The sequence below is a fragment of the Actinomadura sp. NTSP31 genome (assembly GCF_041951385.1).
Lineage (GTDB): Bacteria > Actinomycetota > Actinomycetes > Streptosporangiales > Streptosporangiaceae > Spirillospora > Spirillospora napierensis.
The window spans coordinates 524,329-540,968 of record NZ_JBGNUT010000001.1; the positions used below are offsets into that span (position 1 = coordinate 524,329).

Sequence of the window (16,640 nt, forward strand, 5' to 3'; positions counted from 1 at the left end):
GGCGCGGCTCAGTCGGCGCGCAGCTCGGCCAGGTCCAGCACGCCCGCCAGGTCCTCCACGGTGGCGTAGTAGCCGACGATCGCGCCGTCCCTGGTCACCAGGAACGCGTCCCGGCCGTGCACGCCGGCGCGGTCGGCCCACACCCGGTGCGCACCCGACAGCCGCACCGCCGTCACCCGCAGCCCGCCCGGCCCCGTCCAGCTCCCCTGATCATCCCCCATGCACGGAACGCTACGCCGCATCACTTTTCGTGATCGACGCAGGTCAGGGCTGGCTGTCCGACGGAGCCGATACCGTGGTGCGCCGTGAGCGAGGTGCAGGAGTCCCGGCTGGCGCGCCGGGTGTCGGAGGCCGCCGGCGAACTGCTGAAGAGGTCCCGGGCCGTGGCCCCCGTGGACGTCTTCGTCCGGCTCGGCTGGCTCCGGACGGCGACCGTGGACGAATGGCGGCAGGGCCGGCACGACCACCTGCACGCCGCGATGACGGTCCGCCCCGACAGGATCGCCGCCGCGCTGGGCGCCCTGCGCGCCTGGGCCCGGGCGAACGGCCTGGAACCCGCCGAGACCCCCTACCCGGCCGCCACCCGCGACCACCGGGAGCTGCGCTTCACCGCCGCCGGGAGCGCCGCCGCCGAACGCGACCACCGCACGCACTGGCTGTCCCCCGACCTGACGCCCGCGCAGCGCGAGCGCCTCGCCGCCCGGCAGGCCAAGGCGCCCGACATCACCGTCCTGATGCCGCCGGGCGAGTGGAGGTGCGGCGGCTGCCACGCCCCCGGCGACCTGCAGATCATCGAGGACGGCGCGCCGCTGTGCCTGGACTGCGCCGACCTCGGCCACCTGGTGTTCCTGCCGTCCGGGAACGCCGCGCTCAGCCGCCGCGCGAAGAAGGAGAGCGGGCTGTCGGCGGTCGTCGTCCAGCACAACCGGCGCCGCAAGCGCTACGAGCGGCGCGGGGTCCTGGTCGAGGAGGCGGCCCTGGAGCGGGCCGAGGAGCAGTGCCTCGCCGACGAGGACGCGCGCGCCCGGCGCCGGGACCGCGACCGGGAGCGCCGCGCCGGGCAGGACGCCGACTTCCAGTCCCGGATGGCCGCCGAGATCGTCCGGCTGTTCCCCGGCTGCCCCGAAGGCCGCGCCGAGGAGATCGCCCGGCACGCCGGGCTGCGCGGCAGCGGACGGGTCGGCCGCACGGCGGCGGGCCGCGACCTCGACGAGAACGCCGTCACTCTCGCCGTCATCGCCTCGATCCGGCACCTGGACACCGGCTACGACGCGCTGCTGATGTCGGGGGTGCCGCGCCGCGCGGCCCGCGACCGCATCCGCGCCGACGTGGACGCGGCCCTCACCGCCTGGCGCCGCCGCCCCTGACCGCCGCCTCCGGCGTTCCGGCCGCAGAGCCCCGGCCGCCGGGCTCAGGCCATGTTGAAGGTGGCGGGGTCGGGGCCGACCCGGGTGCCCTTGTCCAGCTCGCCGATCGCCTTCATGTCGTCCGGGCTCAGGTCGAAGCCGAACACGTCGATGTTCTCGGCGATCCGCGTCGGCGTCACCGACTTCGGGATCACCACGTTGCCGACCTGCAGGTGCCAGCGCAGCACGACCTGCGCCGGGGTCCGGCCGTGCGCCTGCGCGACGCGGGCGAGCGCCGGGTCGTCCAGCAGCCCCTGGCCCTGGCCGAGCGGCGCCCACGCCTCGGTGTGGATGCCGTTCTCCTGGTGGAAGGCGCGCAGCCCGTCCTGCTGGAAGTAGGGGTGCAGCTCGATCTGGTTCACCGCGGGAACCGTGTCGGACTCGTCCATGACGCGGCGCAGATCGTCGATCCGGAAGTTGGAGACGCCGATCGAGCGGATCCGGCCGTCGGCCTTCAGCTTCTCGAACGCCCGCCAGGTGTCCAGGAACAGGCCGCGCTCGGGCAGCGGCCAGTGGATCAGGTAGAGGTCGAGGTAGTCCAGGCCGAGGCGGCGCATGCTGGCGTCGAACGCCCGGAGCGTCTCGTCGTAGCCCTGGTCGCCGTTCCACAGCTTCGTGGTGATGAACAGCTCCTCGCGCGGCAGCCCCGAGGCGCGCAGCGCGCGTCCCGTGCCCTCCTCGTTGCCGTAGGCGCTGGCGGTGTCCACGCTGCGGTAGCCGTCGCGCAGCGCCACCTCCACGGCGTGCTCCGCCTCCTCGTCGGACACCTGGAACACCCCGTAGCCGAGCTGCGGCATCATGGCCCCGTCGTTGAGCCTGACGTCCGGTACGGTCATGGTCCTCCCCCTTCGATGCTGCGTGCCCGGAATCCGCCGGTCCCGGAATCCGCCGTGCCAGGAGTGCCGTGCCCGCCAGATCCGGGACCGAACCTGTGACGCGGCTCCCACCGGCACGCCGGCGGGCGCGCGGGCTCACGGGCTCACGGCGCGGCGGGCGGGCGGACCCGTTCGGCGAGCCGGCGCAGCGCGTCCTCGGTGATCGCGAAATGGCGGCCGGCGATGCGCGCGGCCGCCTCGCCGTCGCCGCGCGCGATCGCCTCGGCGAGCGCGTGGTGGTGCGGCTTGGCCTCCTCGTAGATCGCCCAGGTGTACGGCTCGGCGGACACCCCGAGGCTGACCTCCGACAGCAGCCGCTCGTGCAGCCCGGCCAGCCGCGCGTTGTGCGTGGCGCGGGCGACCGCCGCGTGCAGCCGGACGTCGTGGTCGCGGGCCTCGCCGGGCGTCGCGGCGCCGTCGAACCCGTCGAGGGCGGCGGCGATGGCCGCGTGGTCGGCGGCGTCGGCGCGCTCGGCGGCGGTGCGGGCGATCAGGCTCTCGACGAGCCGCCGGTAGTCGAACAGCTCCTCGAACTCCGTCCAGCGCTCCAGCAGCGCGCTGCGCACCGCGCCCTCGCTGGCCTCGCCCCACTCGGCGCGGACGAAGGCGCCGCCGCCCCGGCCGCGGCGGACCTCGACCAGCCCCGAGGCGGCGAGCCGGCGCAGCGCCGCCCGCACGCTCTCCCGGCTGACCCGCAGCAGCGCGGCCAGGTCGCGCTCGCTGGGCAGCCGGTCGCCGAGGCTGAACTCGCCGAGCGCGATCGCCGTCGCCAGCCGGTGCGCCACCTGCTCGCCGGTGGTCGCGGGACGCAGCGGCCCGAGCGCATCGTGCTCCATGCTCCGCCGTCCCCCCGGTTCCGCCGCCCTGTGCCCGAAACCATAACTTCCCACAAAGGTCTAGAAATTAGACCTTTAACCGCATAGTCTCGCATCCGGCCGCGGGCCCCGCCGCGTCCGTCCCCCGCCCGGCACCCCGCCCGGGCGGGATCCTCCCAGCTCACCGGAGGTATGCGTGATCGCACCGGCGACCGCCGAGGGCCACGCCCCCTTCCGCGGCCACCGCACCTGGTACCGCGTCACCGGCCCGCCCGGCCCGGCCCGCCCGTCCAGGGCGCCGCTCGTCGTGCTGCACGGCGGCCCCGGCTGCACCCACGACTACGTGCTGGCGTTCGCCGACCTCGCCGCCGCGACCGGCCGCCAGGTGATCCACTACGACCAGCTCGGCAACGGCCGCTCCACCCACCTGCCGGACGCCGGCGCGGACTTCTGGACCGTCGGCCTCTTCCTGGACGAGCTGGACAACCTGCTCGCCCACCTCGGCATCGCCGGCGGCTACCACCTGCTCGGCCAGTCGTGGGGCGGGATGCTCGGCGCCGAGCACGCGGTGCGGCGGCCCGCCGGCCTGCGCTCCCTGGTGATCGCGAACTCGCCCGCGTCGATGCCGCTGTGGCTGGAGGGCGCCGCGGAACTGCGCGCCGCGCTGCCCGCCGGCGTCGAGGCGACGCTCCGCGAGCACGAGGCCGCGGGCACCACCGGCTCCGGCGAGTACGCCGAGGCCATGCGGGTCTTCTACGACCGGCACGTCTGCCGGATCCCCTGGCCCGACGAGGTGGCCCGCACGTTCGCCGCCATCGACGCCGACCCGACCGTCTACCACACGATGAACGGGCCGAGCGAGTTCCACGTCGTCGGTACCCTGCGGGACTGGACGATCGTGGACCGGCTCGACCGGATCGCCGTCCCCACCCTGGTCATCTCCGGCCGGCACGACGAGGCGACGCCCGAAGCCGTCCGCCCCTACGCCGACCGCGTCCCCGGCGCCCGCTGGAAGATCTTCGAGGACTCCAGCCACATGCCGCACGTCGAGGAGCGTGAGGCGTGCATGTCCGCCGTCGGCGCGTTCCTCGACGCCCACGACCCCACCCTCTGACCCCCGGAAAGGCGCGTGATGACGACCGCCGGCCCCAACCCCGCGCCCTCCGGCGCCTCGCCCGGACCCGCCGCGTCCCCCGCCGCCGAGTCGGCCGAGGGCACGCTGAAGGCCTTCGGCTACGACCAGGAGCTCAAGCGCTCGCTCAGCCTGGCCGACCTGGTGATCTACGGCCTGGTGTTCATGGTGCCGATCGCGCCGTTCACCATCTTCGGCGTCGTGTTCAACGGCTCCAAGGGCATGGTCGCGCTCACCTACGTCATCGGCCTGGTCGCGATGCTGTTCACCGCGCTCAGCTACCGGGAGATGTCGCGGGCGTTCCCGATCGCCGGGTCCGTGTACGCCTACGCGGGGCGCGGCATCAACGACAAGGTCGGCTTCCTGGCCGGCTGGGCGATCCTGCTGGACTACCTGCTCGTCCCGACGCTGCTGTACGTGATGAGCGCGGCGGCGCTGAACTCGCTGCTGCCGGCCGTCCCGCAATGGGCGTGGGTGATCGTGTTCGTCGTGGTCAACACGCTGATCAACTTCCTGGGCATCGAGTCGACGGCGCGGCTGAACCGGCTGTTCCTGTTCGGCGAGCTGGTGGTGCTCGCGCTGTTCGTCGGGTTCGGCCTGGCCGCCGTGGCGCAGGGGAAGAACGGCGCGCACTTCTCCTTCGACCCGCTGCTGAAGCCCGACCTGCTGACCCCGGGCCTGATCTTCGGGGCGCTGTCGATCGCGGTGCTGAGCTTCCTCGGCTTCGACGGGATCTCCACCCTCTCGGAGGAGGTCCGCGACACCGGCCGCAAGATCGTCGGCCGCGCCACCGTCGTGGCGCTGTGCCTGGTCGCGGTCCTGTTCGTGGTGCAGACGTGGGTGGCGGCGCTGCTCGTCCCGGGCAAGACCGAGTTCGCCGGCGACGACGCGACCAACTCCGCGTTCTACGACATCGCGCAGATCGCCGGCGGGCACTGGCTGAAGGTCACCGTCGCGGTCGCCGCGGCGCTCGCGACCGGCATCGCCAACTCGCTGGTCGCGCAGGCCGCCACGTCCCGGCTGCTGTTCAGCATGGCGCGCGACCGCAAGCTGCCCGCGTTCCTCGCCCGCATCCACCCGACGCGCAAGACGCCCGAGCGCGCGATCCTGTTCGTCGCCGTGATCTCGCTCGTGCTCGGCCTGTTCTTCACCGGGCAGATCGACGTGCTGTCGTCGCTGGTCAACTTCGGCGCGCTGTTCTCGTTCCTGCTCCTGCACGTCGCCGTCTTCGTGCACTTCAAGCTGCGCAACCGGAGCACCCGCTGGGGCCTGCACATCCTGGCCCCCGCGGTCGGCTTCGTGATCATAGGCTCGGTGCTCTGGAACGCCGACTCCCGGGCGAAGATCGGCGGGATCTGCTGGCTCGTCCTCGGGGCGCTGGTGCTGCTGTTCTACCGGCGCTCCGGCCGCGGCACCGACCTGAAGCTGGAGGACTGATGCACATCCGCCGCACGAGCGTGCACAACGCGTGGGACAACGCGATCGAGCCGATCGCGGCGATCGCCCCCGGCGCCGAGCTCACCGTCGAGACGGCGGACGCGAGCGGCGGCCAGCTCGGCCCCGGCTCCGGCACCGCCGAGGTCGCCGCGCTCGACTTCGGCCGCGTCAACCCCGTCACCGGCCCGTTCCTGGTCGAGGGCGCCGCACCCGGCGACGCCCTGGTGGTCGACTTCCTCGACATGTCGGTCGGCGACTGGGGCTGGACGGCCTGCATCCCCGGCTTCGGCCTGCTCGCCGACGACTTCCCGGACGCCCACCTGCGCATCTCCACGATCGCGGACGGGGCCGCCGAGCTGCTGCCCGGGCTGTCCGTCCCGGTCGTCCCGATGATCGGCACGATCGGCGTCGCGCCGCCCGAGCCCGGCGCGCACTCGATCGTCCCGCCGCGCCGCTGGGGCGGCAACATGGACGTCCGGCACATCGGCCCCGGCGCCCGGCTCGTCCTGCCCGTCGGCGTGGACGGCGCGCTGCTGTCCCTCGGCGACGCGCACGCCGCGATGGGCGACGGCGAGGTCTGCGGCACCGGCGTCGAGACCGACGCGACCGTCCGGCTCCGGGTGGACGTCCGCCGCGGCGCCGCCCCGTCCACCCCGATCATCGAGACGGACCCGCGCACCCGGCGCACCGGCGCCGCCCTGGTCACCACCGGCATCGGCCCCGACCTCATGCAGGCGTCCCGGGACGCCGCCCGCGCCCTCGTCGCGGAGGTCGCCGCCCGCACCGGCATGGCCCCGGTGGACGCCTACCTGCTGGCGAGCGTCGCCGCCGACCTGAAGATCTCCGAGGTCGTGGACGCGCCGAACTGGATCGTCTCCGCCCACCTGGAGCTGTCCCTGCTGCCCTGACCGGGACGGCCCGGCCGCGGCGGCGCGGCCGGGCCGGGCCGGCCTCACACGATGAGCAGCGTCTTCCCGACCACCGACCGGGCCTCCATCGCCGCGTGCGCGTCCGCGGCGCGCTCCAGCGGCAGCCGCTGCCCGATGACCGGGCGGATCCGGCCCGCCGCGGCCGCCTCCAACGCCCGCCGCGCCCGCTCCTTCGCCCCGTCCCCGAACCCCATGAGCTGCTCGATCCCGATCACCGTCACGCCGCGCCCCGCCGCCTCCTCCGGCGGGATCACCGTCGCCGCGCCGCCCGACGCCCCGTGCACGGAGAACCGCCCGCCCCGGGCCGTCGCGCCGAACGCCGCGCGGCCGATCTCGCCGCCCACGCCGTCGAACACCACGTCGACCCCGCCCGTGGCGTCCAGCACCCGCTTCGCCCAGCCCGGCGCCGAGTAGTCGACGGCCTCCGCGCCCAGCTCCCGGACCAGCGCGAGCTTCGCCTCGCCCCGCGCGGCGCCGACGACCCGGGCCCCCGCCGACAGCGCCAGCTGCACGAGCAGGCTCCCCAGGCCGCCCGCCGCGGCCTCGACCAGCACCCGGTCGCCCGCGCGGACCCCCGCGCCCTCGATCAGGCCCAGCGCCGTCCCGCCGTCGTTCAGCAGCGCCGCCGCCTCGGGCAGGCCGAGGCCGTCCGGCACCGGAACGAGGCCGTCCACGTCCGCGACGGCCAGCTCGGCGTTGCCGCCCAGGTGGCCCGCCGTCCCGGTGGTGACCCGCCTGCCCAGCCATTCGGGCCCGACGCCGTCCCCGATCGCGGCCACCCGCCCGGCCACCCCGCCGCCCGGCACGTAGGGCGGCTCCGGCAGCGGAGGCCCGGGGGTGATCCCCCGCCGCAACTGGGTCTCCACGAAATTGATCTCGGCGACCGCCACCGCGACGACCACCTGCCCCGGACCGGCGGCCGGCTCCGGCGCCTCCCCCGCCACCAGGACGTCCGGGTCTCCGAACCGCGTCACGCGCACGACCTTCATCGGCACTCTCCCCTTCGCTCCCCCGCAACACTCACACCTCAACCGGACTCGAGGTCAAACCGGCGGCCGCCGATGAGTTCCCGGCGCCCGGCCGGTCATATCTCCCGAGGACCCACGAGACGAGAGGTGAACAGCGATGACCGACCGCGAACCCATCGACGTCAGCGACCTCGACATCTACGACAGCGGCGGCCCCATGCCCTGGGAGCGGGCGCGGACGGCGCTGGCCAAGGGCCTGCCGCGGATGGAGACGCCCGCCTTCCTCGGCACCGTCCGCCCGGACGGCCGGCCCCACTCGGCGGGCATCGGCGCGCTGTGGCACGACGGCGACCTGTACTTCACCAGCGGGCCCGGCACGCGCAAGTCCCGCAACCTCGCGGAGAACCCGGCCTGCACGCTGTCGGCCCGGCTGGAGGGCCTGGACCTGATCCTCGAAGGCGAGGCGGCCCGGGTCACCGACCCGGCCGTGCTCGAGCCGGTCGCGGCCGCCTACCGCGAGGGCGGCTGGCCCGCCCAGGTCGACGGCGACGCGTTCACCGCGCCGTACAGCGCGCAGAGCGCCGGCCCGCCGCCGTGGCACGTGTTCCGCTTCACCGTCCACGCCGCGATCGGCGTGGCGTTCGTCGAGCCGTACGCCGCCACCCGCTGGACCTTCACGGTGTGACGCCGCCCTACGGTGGTGCGATGAACGAACCGCGCGGGGACCTGCGCCCACCGAGCCTGAACGCCGACGAGCGGACGACCCTGCTGACGTTCCTGCGCTACCTGCGCGACGCCGTGGTGGCCAAGGCGGCCGGCGTGCCGGACGAGGCGGCGCGCACGCCCGGCGTCCCGTCGGGCACGAGCCTGCTGGGCCTGATCAAGCACCTCACCCGCACGGAGCTGAACTGGTTCGTGTGGGCTTACGAGGGCGCCGACGCACTCCCGCTGGACGACGACGAGCCGCCGCTGCCCGGCGAGACGGCCGCGGACATCGTCGCCGGCTACCGCGCGGCCGCCGACCGCTCGGACGCGATCGCCGCCGCCTGCCCGGACCTCGACCGTCCGGGCGCCCGATCGCTGCGCGAAACGCCGCCGCCGTCCATGCGCTGGCTCCTGGTGCACATGATCGAGGAGACCGCCCGGCACGCCGGCCACGCCGACATCCTCCGCGAACAACTGGACGGCGCCACCGGCCGCTGACCGCGCCGGGAACCGATCGGCCGCCGCTACCGCCGAGGCGGCGGGCCCGTCCTCCGGGCGGTGAGCGGAGGACGGGCCCGGGCCGTCAGGTGGTGGTGCCGTGGAAGGTCCAGGTGCCGGAGCCGACCGTGGTGGGCTCGGCGGCGCCGGGGACGTGGACCTCGGCGGTGCCGCCCGCCGGGACGGTGACGGTGAGGGTGACCTTGCCGCCGTCGCGCGTCCAGGACGTGCGGACCTCTCCGTACGGGGTCTGCCGGGTCGCGGAGGCGCGGGTCAGGTCGCCGACGATGGCCGGGTCGATGACCAGGTTCCGGTAGCCGGTCGAGCCGGCGGCCTGCTGGAGGCCGGCGAGGCGGGAGGTGAACCACGAGTCGATCGAGCCGAGCATGAAGTGGTCCTGCGACTGGCCGCTGCCGCCGTCCCAGGACTCGCCGAGCGCGGTGTTGCCGTGCACGACCTGGTAGCCGTAGCTCGGGCTGTCGGTCCGCGTGGCGATCTGGTAGACGACGTCGTCGGGCAGGACGCGGAACGCCGACGGCAGCGAGATCTCGCCCAGCTGCAGGTGGTAGCCGGCGTTCTTCACGGTGGTGACCAGGTGGTCGAGCAGCTTCTGCCGGTCGGACGAGGGCACCGCGCCCATGTCGAGGGCGAGCGCCTCGGCGCCCTGGCCGCCGCCCGCGAAGGTGCCGGTGGAGGCGTCGTAGTACTTGGCGGTCAGCGACTTGACGCTCTGGTCCGCCTTGGCCTTGTAGGCGGCGGCGTCGGCCGTGTTGCCGAGGACGCCGGCGATCCTGGCGAGGGTGTCGTTGACGCGCCAGTAGCCGTAGGTGCCCGACACCATCTTCGGGAAGGTCCGGTCGGGGGTGAACCAGTCGCCGAGGCTGTAGTCGGTCAGCCCGTCGGCCGCGCGGGCCTCCAGGTACGCGGAGTACTTCTTCATCTGCGCGTAGTAGGTCCGCATCGTCTCGGTGTCGCCGTAGTTCTGGTACAGCTGCCACGGGACGACGACGAACGCGCCGCCCCAGTTGGGGTCGTCGCGGTAGGCGCCGGCGAGGACGGTGTAGTCCGGCACGGTGGACGGGATGAGCCCGGCGTCGGTCTGCGCGTCCGCCATGTCCTGGACGACCTTGCGCAGCAGCGCGTGCACGTCGTAGTTGGCGGCGAGGGCGTCGCCGACGAGGTGGTCCTGTTCGAGCCAGCCGAGCTTCTCACGGCTCGGGCAGTCGGTGAGGATGCTCTGCATGTTGTTCTCGATGGCGCGCCGGACGAGGCCGTGGACGCCGTCGATGAGCTCGTTCGACGAGCTGAACGTGCCCGCGGAGGCGGTGTCGTTGCGCAGCACCTGCCCGCGGACGGTGATCGTCGCGCCGGCGGGCAGCCCGCGCACGTCCAGGTACCGGAACGAGTGGTAGGAGAACTGCGGGTGCCAGGTCTCGGCGCCGGAGGTGCGGGTCGTGTACTGGTCCCAGATCGGCGTGCCGACGTTGCTGATCGACTGGTCGGCGCGGCCGTCCTTGAGGCTCTCGGACGGGTAGACGCGCACGGCGGTGCCGGCGGGCGCGGTCACGGTGATCTCGGGGCGTCCGGCGACGACCCGGCCGACGTCGAACACCCGGTAGCCGTCGCCGGAGCCGACCTGCTCGCCGGGCAGGGTCTCGACGACGCGGACGGGTTCGGCCGCGCGCCCGCTGAGCGCGCCGGGCGCGGCGACCTGGACGGCCTGCTCCCAGCCGGAGCGGGACGCGCCGGGCCGGTCCCAGCCGGGCCGTTCGCGGCGGGCGTCGTGGTCCTCGCCGCCGTACCAGTTGGAGGAGGTGACGGGCCCGAGGACGGTCTTCCACGTCCCGTCGCTGGACACCCGCACGACCTGGCCGTTGGCGAGGGTGACCTCCAGCTGCGCCATCAGCTTGGGGTCGCTGATCGTGCCGGAGAACTTGCGGTACCGGTCGGGGGTCGAGATCACGTTGGCGTTGCCGTTGCCGAGTTCGACGCCGAGCGTGTTGCCGCCGGTCCGCAGCATCTTCGTGACGTCGTAGGTGGCGTACTGGACGCGTTCGGCGTAGGCGGTGTTGGCGGGTTCGAGCTCGGCGTCGCCGATGCGGCGGCCGTTCAGCCGCGCCTCGTAGACGCCGAGGCCGGCGACGTAGAGGCGGGCGTCGCGGACGCCGCGCGGCAGCGAGAAGTCCTTGGCGAAGATCGGCAGCGCTTCGGGGACCGGCGACTCCGGCGGCGCCTGCCCGGTGACGGACGCCCTGTTCTCGAACGTGCCGTCGGCGGCGTCGGACGTGCCGACGGTGAAGTCGGCCGGCGCGTACGGGACCTTGCCGCCTGCGGCGGGCTGGTCGGTGCGCGGGAAGAGGAGGACCTCGTCGAACGCCCTGGCCTCCTTGAGGTCGACCGTCAGCGTCAGCGGCTTGTCCGAGACGTCCGCCCTGGTGAAGGCGGAGCTGGACCATCCGGCGAACTCCTGGTTCGTCGTCTCCGTCCCGTCGGTGAGGTAGCGGGTGCCCCACTTGCGGTTGACGTTGCCGCCGTTGTCGGACGCGGTGACGATCCTGCCCGAGGCCAGGTTCGTGCCGGGGGCGCCGGAGTCGCGGACCTCCAGTTCGGCGAGCTGCAGCCGGTACGTCTCGCCCGGCACCTGCTCGACCAGGGGCAGGCCGAGCCTGGTGACGTCGAGGCGGACGTAGCGGGCGGTGGTCTTCGGCAGCTTCACCACGATCGGGTCGGGCTTCTTGGTGCTGGTCTGCCAGTCCTTCTGGCCGATCCAGCGGCCCCGCCAGTCGCCCTGGGCGGTGAGGCCGGTCTCGAACCAGGACGGCGACGACCAGCCGGACGCCTTCGGGCCCGTCCACACGCGGACGCGCCAGTACACGCGGGTGCGGCTGCCGAGCTCCTTGCCGGCGTAGTCGGCGCGCTGGGCGGCGGAGGCGACGCGGCCGGAGTCCCACAGGTCGGGGCGGCCGCGGTGCAGCGCCTTCTCGCTGGTGGCGGCCTGGATCTGGTAGGCGGCCTGCGCCGTGTCCCGGCCGCCGCCGAGCCGCCAGGTGAGGGGCGGGGTGGTGTCGTCGATGCCGAGCGCCTCCGCCAGGTCGTCGGCCCGCAGGCCGGTGACGGCCGCGCGGGCGTCGGCGTGCGCGGGCGGGACGAGGAGGGTCAGCGGCAGGATGACCGTCACCGCTGCGGCCGCGAGGCCGCGGATCGGCTTGCGCAAGGGGGATTCTCCTAGGGAGGTCTGAGCGTTCAGGAACGGCCCTGGGCGTGCAGGTCCGCGATCTCGGACGCCGTCAGGACGTGGTTGTGCAGGCGGAAGCCGGTGACCTGGCCGTCCACGGCCGGGTTGCGGGTGTCCTGGGAGCGGCCGAGGAGGTTGTGCGTGGTGGCGCCGAGGGCGAGCGGGCTCATGACGAGGGCGTCGTTGCGTCCGGCCGGAACTCCGTCGACGTACAGGACGGCCGATCCGCCCCCGGCCGTGACGGCGAGGTGGGTCCAGGCGCCGGCCGGGAGCGCGGACGCCGCGTCGGCGTGGTCCTCGCCGTCCATGCCGGTGATCTTCATGGTGAACCGGGCCGTGCCCGACCCGGTCCGGGCGATGACGGCGAAGTACGTCGTCTTGTTGAAGCCGAGGTCGAACACCCGCGTGTTGTTGGCGACGGTGTCGAGGTTCACCCACAGCGAGACGGTCAGCGCGTCGAGCCCGGCGAGCAGGCCGGCGGGCAGCGCGACGTGGCCGCCCGTCCCGTCGAGCACGACCGCGGCGCCGTCGTCCGCCCACGAGGCGCCGGAGACCAGCGACGCGTCCGGCCAGCGGCCCGTCGCGTCGGCCAGGCTCCGTCCGGTGAGCGGGAAGTGGGCCAGCAGCGCCGGCTTGCTGCGCGGCGCGGGCGTCGCCCAGTAGACGGTGTAGTGCTCGTGCTGGACCTCGGCGAACGGCTTCAGCTTCACGGGCGCGCCGTCCGCCGACGCGGTGTAGGCCAGCGGGGTCCGCCGGTCGGCGCGCAGCGAGCGCGGGTCGATCGCCGGGAACGCGTTGAGCGTCCGGTCGCCGTACTCCCCCGCCAGCACGACCGGGCCGACGGTGACGGCCTGCACGCACGGGTTGTCGGGCGCCTTCCGCCAGACGGGCGCCATCGGCATCGCGACCTCGACGGTGTCGCCGCGCTTCCAGTGCCGCTCGATCGCCGCGTACGAGCCCGGACGGGCCGCCACCGGGACGGCGGCGCCGTTCACCCGGATCCGGGGCCGCGCGCCCCGCGCGTCCAGCCAGCCGGGCACCCGGATCTTCAGCGTGAACCGGGACGATCCGGAGGTCACGGCCAGCCGGATCCGGTCGGAGTGCGGGTATCCGGTCTCCTGCCGGATCCCGATCCCGCGCTCCTTCCAGGTCACCTCGGACGGGATGAACAGGTTGACGTAGAGGTCGTCACCGGAATGGAAGTAGACGCTGTCGGCGAATTTCGTCGCCGTCTCCATTCCCGTTCCGTGGTCGCAGGAGAAATTGTCGTAGTCGGAGCTGTAGCTGCCCGGCGCCGCCTTCAGGCCGCCCTTGACCTCGCGCTGCGAGCCGGGCCACAGGCCGGTGTAGTAGGTGACGAAGCCGTGCTCGGAGTCGGGGTCCTGCTCGCCGAGCATCTGGTTGAGCAGCGTCCACTCGTAGTAGTCCATGTAGGCGGACTCGGACGGGTCGTGCAGGAACAGCAGCCGCGAGAGCTTCAGCATGTTGTAGGAGTTGCAGTTCTCGCAGGTGTCGGACCCGAGCCGGCTGACGATCTCGCCGGGCGGGCCGAACAGCTCGTTGTTGCTGTTCCCGCCGATCACGTAGGAATGGCGGTGGACGACCGTGTCCCAGAAGTAGGCGGCGATGTCGTGGTAGCGGGTCTCGCCGGTCGCCTCGTACTCGCGCACCGCGCCGACGATCTTGGGGATCTGGGTGTTGGCGTGCAGGCCGTCGAGGGCGTCGCGGCGCTCGGCGAAGGGGCCGTAGACGTCCTCGTGGTCGAAGCGGCGGGCCGTCGCCAGGTGCTCGGGGTCGCCGGTGACCTGGTACAGCTCGGCGAGCACGTCGTTCATGCCGCCGAACTCGACGCCCAGTGCCTTCTGCATCTGGTCGGTGGTCAGCCTGGCGGTGCGCGCGCCGGCCCACGAGGCCATGCCCTTGAGCACGGTCATCGCCTGCGCGTTGCCGCTGAGCCGGTACTGGTCGAGCAGCCCGGCCATGATCTTGTGGAGGGTGTAGTACGGCGCCCAGGGGTGGCCGCCCGCCTCCAGCTGGTCGAAGACCGTCTCCTCGAACGCCGACAGGTATCCGGCGCCGAACCCGGCCGAGGGCGACGCCGCCTGGCACTTCGCCAGCTCACCGACGATGTACCGGGCCTTCGCCGCGTACGCGTCGTCGCCGGTGTTCGCGTGCGCCTGGGCCAGCGCCGACAGCAGGTGCCCGGTGGAGTGGCCGCGCAGCTGGACGTCCGGCGCCTCCCAGCCGCCGCACGGCTGCGCCGACGACGGCAGCCCCACGTTCAGCCGGAAGGTGTGCAGGAGCCGGTCGGCGTCGACGAACTTCAGGTAGTCGCAGGTCCGGGTCATGTTCGCGCGGAACGGGCCGTCCAGCAGCGTGACGTCCGACAGCGGGAACGGCGCCAGCACCGGCTTCGGCGAGACGCGGACGGTCCCGGCGCGGGCGGGCGGCGCGGGCAGGGCGGGGAGGGCGAGCGCCGCCGAAGCGGCGCCCGCCGTGCCGAGGAACGCCCTGCGGTTCAGGGCACCGGTCATGCCCGCTCGCTCCGGAGGGTGTGGTTCCCGTGCAGGCCCTCGACGTAGACGTACTCGCCGTCGGTGCGGACGCCGTTCATCAGCGCGCGGGTGCCGTCCCAGACGAGGTGCCCGTCGACCCGGACCTTGATCCGCTGCCCGAACGTGGGCACGCCGGCGCGTCCCGTCGCGGCGCGCGGCGCCTTCAGCTTCGCGGTGTAGGCGCCCTTGGAGACCTTCCAGGAACCGTCGACGGCGCCGAGCGTCGTGGTGATGCGGCCCTGGGCGAAGGTCAGGTCGGCGGTGTGCGGGACGAAGTCGAACGACCGCCCGCCCGTCCCGGTCGGGTTCAGCCCGAGGACCCCGAAGGTCAGCGCGGTGACGGGGCCGGTCGCCCACGCGTGCGCGAGGCTGGTGTACGCGCTGCAGAAGACGCAGCCGTCGCCGGGGTTGCGGTACGACTCCCAGAAGGTGCTGCCGGTGCCCTGCGGGTTGCTCAGCATGTAGCCCCACTCGCGCCGGATGATGTCGACCCCGGCCTGGTCGGCGGCCTGGCCTCCGGCGGCGAAGTGCGCGTTGACCTCCATCGACCCGGAGAAGACGCCCGGGTTGCCCTTGTTCTCGGGCGCGGTGGAGGCGACCTCGTTCCAGTTGCCCTTCAGCTCGGTGCTGATGCGGCGGGCCTGCTCCTGGTCGGCGAGGCCGTACCAGACGGCGAGCGAGTTGCCGTCCTGCGGGTGGACGGCGCTGTCCGGGTAGAACTTGTACGCGCCGGCGGCGTCGTCCCAGAAGTTGGCGTTGATGGCGGTGCGCAGCGCGGCGGCGCGCTGCGCGTACGACGCCGCGAGGTCGGCGTCGCCCTGGGTGCGGGCGAGCTGCGACCCGGTGTCGAGGACGCGCCACAGCAGCACGTTCGCGATGAGGTTCTCGCCCTTGGCCAGGATCCGGACGGAGTCGGACGTCCCGGTGATCGACAGCAGGCCCTTGGCGTCCACCTTCGCGGAGGTGTAGCCGACGGCCTTCTTGTACCGGTCCCAGATCCCGGAGACCCAGCGCGCGTCGCCGGTGTACTTGTAGTAGTCCCAGCTCGCGGCGAGGGTCCACAGGTGGTAGGTGTCCGAGCCGTACTTGTTCAGCTCGGGGCCGGCGTACGGCAGCTCGCCGGTGTCGCGCTGGTGCTGGTAGATGACGTCGAGCGAGTTGCGCGCGGACGCTGTGTCGTCGAACGCCGCGTACGCGCTCGGGATCTCGACGCCGAGGTCGCCGGGCCAGACCGTCCGGTCGCGCTTGGCGCCGTCCACGAGGATGGACGTGCCGGAGCCGATGTCGCCGGTGTTGTCCCACAGCTGCGCCGGCGCCTCCCAGACGCGGCCGGTCTTCGGCGAGATCGTGTTCAGCTGGACGGTGTAGGCGCCCGCGTACCAGATCCGGTTCAGCAGGTCGTCGCTGGAGTAGAAGTAGTTCGCGTACTTCGACGGGTCCTTCACCTGCGGCGCGGGCGTGTAGTACAGCGACACCCCGTCCAGGTCGACGCTGCCGCCCGACCGCATGAAGATCGTCAGGTAGCGGAAGCCGCCGCGCAGGTACTTCTCGGGCGTGGTGTAGGCCGTGCGGCCGTCCACGTCGGCGGTGAGGGCGCCGTCGCGGCTGCGCGGCCCGCCGGTGGAGGCGTCGCTGTCGGTGGCGACGTAGGCGGACGACTCGTTGAACGCCAGCCCGACCTGCTGGGCGCCGTCCGATCCGGCGAAGTGCAGGGTGGTGAGGCCGCCGACCTCCTTGCCGAAGTCGAGCGTGACGTACGAACCGGCGCCGCTGAGGGTGGTCTTGTGCCCCTTGAGGACGGCGTCCGGGTTCTTGACGGCGCCGCTGGTGTTGTAGACGGCGACGGGGCGGACCGTCCGGGACGACGGCGACAGGTTGTACCGCTTCCACGGCGCCGAGCCGTGGCCGCTCCCCTGGCCGGGGGCCGCCGAGGCCGGGACGGCCTGCGCCGCCAGCAGGGCGGACATTCCCAAGGTCAGAGCGGCGATGCGCCGCCTGGATACGCTGTGGTGCATGGATTCCTCGGATTCCGTTCCGTGAGCAGGACGGGGTTGAAGGGGATTCACGTGCGGGAGGGCGGGCCAA

General features: G+C 73.5%; 13 protein-coding genes. 6 read left to right on the top strand and 7 right to left on the bottom strand.

What is annotated here, in order from left to right; genetic code table 11:
* Positions 1–8: 8 nt before the first annotated feature.
* The gene (locus ACA514_RS02240; RefSeq protein ID WP_375039260.1) at positions 9–221 is read right to left on the bottom strand and encodes a hypothetical protein; all 213 of its coding nucleotides are present in this window, start codon (positions 219–221) and stop codon (positions 9–11) included.
* Positions 222–305: 84 nt separating this feature from the next.
* On the opposite strand from ACA514_RS02240, the gene ACA514_RS02245 reads away from it, so the two are divergent.
* Positions 306–1,367: a DUF2293 domain-containing protein gene (locus tag ACA514_RS02245; protein WP_375039261.1), complete on the top strand. Its 1,062-nt coding sequence runs from the start codon at positions 306–308 to the stop codon at positions 1,365–1,367.
* A 44-nt stretch (positions 1,368–1,411) separates the two neighbouring features.
* Here ACA514_RS02245 and ACA514_RS02250 read toward each other — a convergent pair whose 3' ends face one another.
* Positions 1,412–2,242 carry an aldo/keto reductase gene (locus tag ACA514_RS02250; RefSeq protein WP_375039262.1) on the bottom strand — a complete coding sequence of 277 codons (831 nt, stop codon included), beginning with the start codon at positions 2,240–2,242 and terminating at the stop codon, positions 1,412–1,414.
* A gap of 143 nt (positions 2,243–2,385) precedes the next feature.
* On the bottom strand, positions 2,386–3,117 hold the full coding sequence (locus ACA514_RS02255) for a FadR/GntR family transcriptional regulator (protein ID WP_375039263.1): 732 nt from the start codon (positions 3,115–3,117) through the stop codon (positions 2,386–2,388).
* A 175-nt stretch (positions 3,118–3,292) separates the two neighbouring features.
* Between ACA514_RS02255 and ACA514_RS02260 the strand changes: the two genes are divergently transcribed.
* The 3 genes from ACA514_RS02260 to ACA514_RS02270 are packed head-to-tail and all read left to right on the top strand — an operon-like array spanning position 3,293 to position 6,573.
* Positions 3,293–4,210: a proline iminopeptidase-family hydrolase gene (locus ACA514_RS02260; RefSeq protein WP_375039264.1), complete on the top strand. Its 918-nt coding sequence runs from the start codon at positions 3,293–3,295 to the stop codon at positions 4,208–4,210.
* Positions 4,211–4,228: 18 nt separating this feature from the next.
* Positions 4,229–5,665 carry an APC family permease gene (locus tag ACA514_RS02265; protein ID WP_375039265.1) on the top strand — a complete coding sequence of 479 codons (1,437 nt, stop codon included), beginning with the start codon at positions 4,229–4,231 and terminating at the stop codon, positions 5,663–5,665.
* The gene (locus ACA514_RS02270; RefSeq protein WP_375039266.1) at positions 5,665–6,573 is read left to right on the top strand and encodes an acetamidase/formamidase family protein; all 909 of its coding nucleotides are present in this window, start codon (positions 5,665–5,667) and stop codon (positions 6,571–6,573) included. The genes ACA514_RS02265 and ACA514_RS02270 overlap by 1 nt, the downstream gene beginning before the upstream one ends.
* Before the next feature lie 44 nt (positions 6,574–6,617).
* On the opposite strand, the gene ACA514_RS02275 is transcribed toward ACA514_RS02270, so the two are convergent.
* The gene (locus ACA514_RS02275; protein ID WP_375039267.1) at positions 6,618–7,583 is read right to left on the bottom strand and encodes a zinc-binding dehydrogenase; all 966 of its coding nucleotides are present in this window, start codon (positions 7,581–7,583) and stop codon (positions 6,618–6,620) included.
* A gap of 136 nt (positions 7,584–7,719) precedes the next feature.
* Here ACA514_RS02275 and ACA514_RS02280 point away from each other — a divergent pair, with 136 nt between their 5' ends.
* Both ACA514_RS02280 and ACA514_RS02285 read left to right on the top strand, forming a co-directional pair.
* Positions 7,720–8,247: a pyridoxamine 5'-phosphate oxidase family protein gene (locus ACA514_RS02280; protein WP_375039268.1), complete on the top strand. Its 528-nt coding sequence runs from the start codon at positions 7,720–7,722 to the stop codon at positions 8,245–8,247.
* Positions 8,248–8,267: 20 nt separating this feature from the next.
* Positions 8,268–8,765, top strand: a complete 498-nt coding sequence (locus ACA514_RS02285) for a DinB family protein (RefSeq protein WP_375039269.1) — start codon at positions 8,268–8,270, stop codon at positions 8,763–8,765.
* Between the two features lie 85 nt (positions 8,766–8,850).
* On the opposite strand, the gene ACA514_RS02290 is transcribed toward ACA514_RS02285, so the two are convergent.
* From ACA514_RS02290 to ACA514_RS02300, 3 genes are read right to left on the bottom strand one after another with little or no spacing between them, the layout of a single operon-like run.
* Positions 8,851–11,979 carry a family 78 glycoside hydrolase catalytic domain gene (locus ACA514_RS02290; RefSeq protein ID WP_375039270.1) on the bottom strand — a complete coding sequence of 1,043 codons (3,129 nt, stop codon included), beginning with the start codon at positions 11,977–11,979 and terminating at the stop codon, positions 8,851–8,853.
* A gap of 29 nt (positions 11,980–12,008) precedes the next feature.
* Entirely contained in the window at positions 12,009–14,534 is a 2,526-nt protein-coding gene (locus ACA514_RS02295) for a beta-L-arabinofuranosidase domain-containing protein (RefSeq protein ID WP_375039271.1), read from the bottom strand.
* Positions 14,531–16,570 (bottom strand): hypothetical protein, encoded by a 2,040-nt coding sequence (locus tag ACA514_RS02300; protein WP_375039272.1) that lies wholly within the window; start codon positions 16,568–16,570, stop codon positions 14,531–14,533. Before ACA514_RS02300 ends, ACA514_RS02295 begins: the two co-directional genes overlap by 4 nt.
* Positions 16,571–16,640: the final 70 nt, after the last annotated feature.